Source organism: Nostoc sp., from assembly GCF_054880495.1.
The window spans coordinates 1-4,491 of the sequence record NZ_JBTYKD010000114.1; the positions used below are offsets into that span (position 1 = coordinate 1).

Below are 4,491 nucleotides of genomic sequence, written 5' to 3' on the forward strand. Positions count from 1 at the left end.
GGGCATCTTGCCCGCCTTTGGCTATGGGCGGGCAAGATGCCCACCCCACAAGAAGTAGTTGAGTATTTTTTTATTTGGAAATCCTTAACTCCTGTACAGACGCGATTAATCGCGTCTCTCTTAACTCCTGTACAGACGCGATTAATCGCGTCTCTCCTAACTCCTGTACAGACGCGATTAATCGCGTCTCTCCTAACTCCTGTACAGACGCGATTAATCGCGTCTCTCCTAACTTTTAACTACTTTTTCGGGGCAACTGGGGCAGCTTTAGCTGCGGCTGCGGCTATTTCTTCTGGACTAAGTGGCATCAATACCTGTAATTGAAATGATGTATTAATCGCTGCTGGACCTACCAGCAGAGGCCTTTTATCTAATGGGGATCTTGACTCTACTTGCGCCAAACTTACTTGATAATCTTTAATTATTAACAAAGGCTGCAAACGCTCAATGTTACGAATTATCGATTGTGTTTGTTCATAAGTTCCTGTAATTTCGGCATTGATGCTGCTGCGTTGCAGCTTGCCGTCAACTAGTAGTCCTAGACTTCCATCGATAATCGGTTCTGGTTTTTGGGAAACTGGCACAAATTTATTCAGTTTGGCTCTCACTCCATTAATAGAAGTTGGAGTATTCCCAGACTCAACTAAACGGTTCACATCCAACAGCAATGTATCCAAGGTTTTTTCGTTAGCAAATAAACCTAAAACCTGAACTTTTTGCTGGGTTGCCTGTGCTAACTCATCTTTAACTTTGTCAATCTGTTTGATAGTGGCTTTTTTTTGGTCAACTTGCGCTTGCAGTTCGGTGTTTTTAGCTTGCTGCTGCTGATAGGTTTCCCAAGCTGGCATCAGCAGGTTTAAGAATATATAACCGGCTCCGGCTATACCAATTACCCCTACCAAAATCCCAATAATTTTTGGTGTCAAGGCAATACCAAAGACCACCGGAGAGGCTGGTGTTGCCTCCTGGAATTCCCCACCATATTCGGAAAAATTTAAATCATCACTCAGCGTCATTTTGGAATGACTCCTATTTTTTGCATACTACGAATTCGAGTCACTAAGCCCACTGTGCCTTTTTTTTCCAACTCCCGGATTAATTCCGAAGCTGGAACATCGCTCATACTCGATTGAATAGTGTATTTGACTACTTGGGGTGGCTTAATTATTACACCAGTATTAGGTTGACCCGTACCTGGGGTTAAGGGAGCATCTACTAAGGTTGCCGTCAGAATTCTGCTTTCTGTGGACTTCAAGAACTGAGACTGTTGTAAAATCAATAAGAAATCATTGACATCGTTAAAGGAACGAGCCAATCCGGTAATTTCTAATCCGCCGGCGGGATTGCTTGGTGGCTGACCTACGACTGCCGCAACGGGTGGGATTTGCTTGATGGTTTCGATTTGCACTGCTGCTGGGGTGCGATCGCGCAAATCTTGGAGGATTGCTGACCAAGGACGAATCTGGTCAAATACACTGACTAAAGCTTGGGTTTGCGTTTTAATTGCATTTGTATCCGCTTTGATTTTGCTAATATTTCCGATTTCTGTATCTAACTTCTTGCTTTCTTGATCTAATTTTGCTGCGTTCGCCTCTAATTCCCCAATTTTCCCTTGCAAAAACCAGCAACAAACTCCCAATAAAACTGGAAGACCTACACCTAGTCCAACTCCCACATACACTGGTGTCAAATTCCCCGTAGGAAACTTTAGACCTATTCCTCCTTTTCTCTCAGGCTTTTTCTGATATCCTGGGCGGTCTTTAAGAAAATTAACATCTAGGCTATACATTCTGTTATACCTCGCGCATTCCTAGACCAAGTACGATCGCCAAGGCAGAGCGTTGTACCTGTGGATATTTCTCAGTGTCAACTTGCAAGGCCAAAGCCCCGATTGGATCTATTTGGGTAGTTGGCAAGCTCAATCGTTGAGTAAAAAATTCATCTAGCTGTTGGAGTCCACCTCCTGGGCCAGCTAATAAAATCTGTGCTACCTCCATATTTTCACTTTGATTTAGGTAAAAATCGATGGAACGACGCAGTTCATCGGTTAGTTCTCCCAATACTCTCAATATCGCTGCCATACCAGGATTTAGTTCGGTAACGCCGGTTTTCCCACCATCTATGGAAGTTGGGGGAATAATCATTCCGTATAGCAGTTCCATATCTCGTGACGTGGGTAAGCTCATTGCCCTTGCTAAAGCAGTTTGCATTTGATAAGTCCCGATTGGAACTGTGCGCGAAAATTGCGGCACTCCGTTAACGATGATCGCGATTTCTGTACTATCGAACTCGACATCAACTAGTACTGCTGCTTCTTCCGGCCCAAATTGTCGCAGTTGATCGCGAATAGTCCGAATCAGCGCAAAACTGTTGATTTCTAAAACATTGAGTTCTAATCCTGCCTGCTGGAATGTACTTATATAGGTATCCGTTATCTCCTTGCGGGTGGCAACTAGGAGTACGTGTACTTTTTCAATGCCATCCTCATCTACAAAGTAGTCAAGTTTCTGATAATCTACATCAGCCTCTTCACGAGGATAGGGTAAATACAAACCTGCTTCATGGTTTAGCACCATTTCTCGCAGTTCTTTGTCATCTAACTCCGTTGGCATAGGTATTATCCGAACGATGGAATCTCGCCCCGGTATAGCAGTGGCAACGCGAGAAGTTTTGATTTTGCTCTCAGCTAGCGCCTGCTGGATTAATTCCGCCATTGTTGCGGGGTCGCTGATTTGACCATCGGTAACTATGCCTTCTGGAACTGGTACCGATATAAAGGTTTCTAATTTCAAGCCTTGACCTTGCTTACGTAACTGAACTACATTTACCCGTTCGGAAGCAAGTTCAATACCAACCCCTTTATTCGATTTGCCAAACAGACCATTGAACCTTTTGGCCACAAGTTCAATGCCAGCCCCTTTATTCGCTTTGTCAAATAGACTAGTGAAGCTTTTTACCACAGTTGTGCCCGGTGGACTGCTAAATTGGAAATTTAAATGTACTAAAAGATGGATTTTTTGCTAGGTAATTTATTTAGCCGATAATCTCGACATTCTGCCTAAGCTTTTCAAACTGAACAAGCGTAAAAATACTGGGAAAATGATTCAATTACGAAAATTTAAACAATTTGTTGCTTTGGCACTGCTTGGCTTATTAACCACTTGGATTGTAAGTTGCAGCACAGGTAATGTTGGTACAAGTACGAAACAGGCTACTTCAGGAGCGGCAACTGTTGAGTTTTGGACAATGCAACTCCAACCTCAATTTACCGACTACTTCAAAAGCCTAATTGCGAATTTTGAATCGGAAAATCCCGGTATAAAGGTTAACTGGGTTGATGTACCTTGGGCGGCGATGGAGAACAAAATTTTAACAGCTGTCTCCGCAAAAACGCCACCTGACGTAGTTAACCTCAATCCGGGTTTCGCTTCCCAACTTGCCGGACGAAATGCCTGGTTAGATTTAGATGCGAAAGTCCCAAACGATGTACGTTCCTCCTATCTACCAAATATCTGGAAGGCAAGCACCCTCAATGGCAAGAGTTTTGGGATTCCTTGGTATCTCACCACACGGTTAACTATTTATAACACCGATTTATTAAAACAGGCAGGTATCAATAAACCACCTGCAACCTACGCAGAATTGGCACAAGCAGCCCAACAAATTAAAGATAAGACGGGGAAATATGCCTTTTTTGCGACTTTCGTACCGCAAGATTCCGGGGAAGTGCTGGAATCTTTCGTGCAAATGGGGGTCACTTTAATAGATGCTGATGGGAAAGCGGCGTTTAATTCAGCACAAGGTAAAGCAGCGTTTCAGTATTGGGTAGATTTGTATAAAAAAGGGTTGCTTCCTAAAGAAGTTTTGACGCAAGGACATCGCCACGCGATCGATTTATATCAATCTGGAGAGACTGCGTTTCTAGCTTCTGGCCCAGAGTTTCTGAAAACGATCGCTAATAATGCCCCAAAAATCGCTCAAGCTTCGGGAGTAGCACCTCAACTGACTGGTGACACAGGCAAGAAAAATGTCGCGGTGATGAACATAGTTATTCCCCGCGATAGCAAACAACCAGACGGCGCTGTGAAATTTGCTTTATTTGTCACCAATAACGAAAATCAGTTAGCCTTTGCTAAAGCTGCAAATGTCTTACCTTCTACAGTCAAAGCATTGTCTGATAGTTACTTTAAAGATGTTCCGGCTAATGCTTCAACAGTAGAAAAAGCGCGAATTATCAGTGCTAAAGAACTACAACACGCAGAAATATTAACCCCGACTTTGAAGGATTTTAACAAACTGCAAAAGGCAGTTTACGAGAACTTGCAAGGAGCAATGTTAGGGCAAAAGACTGTAGATAAAGCTGTAGAGGATGCGGCGCAGGAGTGGGATCAAAGATAGAGTTAGGAGTTAGGGACTTCCAACTAAAAAAATATCCAATTATTTATTGTGGGGTGGGCATCTTGCCCGCCCAGTAACCAAAGGCGGGCAAGA

General features: G+C 43.4%; 5 protein-coding genes. 2 read left to right on the forward strand and 3 right to left on the reverse strand.

The genetic code is table 11. The annotated features are described in order from the left end of the window. The coding region (locus ACYTXL_RS12810; protein WP_461925086.1) for a hypothetical protein at positions 1-324 on the forward strand (324 nt) is incomplete at its 5' end. Here ACYTXL_RS12810 and ACYTXL_RS12815 read toward each other — a convergent pair. From ACYTXL_RS12815 to pilM, 3 genes are read right to left on the reverse strand one after another with little or no spacing between them, the layout of a single operon-like run. Continuing rightward, a complete protein-coding gene (locus ACYTXL_RS12815; RefSeq protein ID WP_461925087.1) occupies positions 240-1,016 on the reverse strand; it encodes a pilus assembly protein PilO in 777 nt (258 codons plus the stop codon). The two genes, ACYTXL_RS12810 and ACYTXL_RS12815, sit on opposite strands and share 85 nt — an antisense overlap. Beyond that, complete coding sequence (locus ACYTXL_RS12820; RefSeq protein ID WP_461925088.1) at positions 1,013-1,789, reverse strand: PilN domain-containing protein; 777 nt, start codon at positions 1,787-1,789, stop codon at positions 1,013-1,015. Before ACYTXL_RS12820 ends, ACYTXL_RS12815 begins: the two co-directional genes overlap by 4 nt. A gap of 4 nt (positions 1,790-1,793) precedes the next feature. Then, positions 1,794-2,900: a type IV pilus assembly protein PilM gene (gene pilM, locus ACYTXL_RS12825; RefSeq protein WP_461925090.1), complete on the reverse strand. Its 1,107-nt coding sequence runs from the start codon at positions 2,898-2,900 to the stop codon at positions 1,794-1,796. Between the two features lie 199 nt (positions 2,901-3,099). Between pilM and ACYTXL_RS12830 the strand changes: the two genes are divergently transcribed. Then, complete coding sequence (locus ACYTXL_RS12830; RefSeq protein WP_461925089.1) at positions 3,100-4,398, forward strand: ABC transporter substrate-binding protein; 1,299 nt, start codon at positions 3,100-3,102, stop codon at positions 4,396-4,398. The last annotated feature ends 93 nt before the right edge of the window (positions 4,399-4,491 follow it).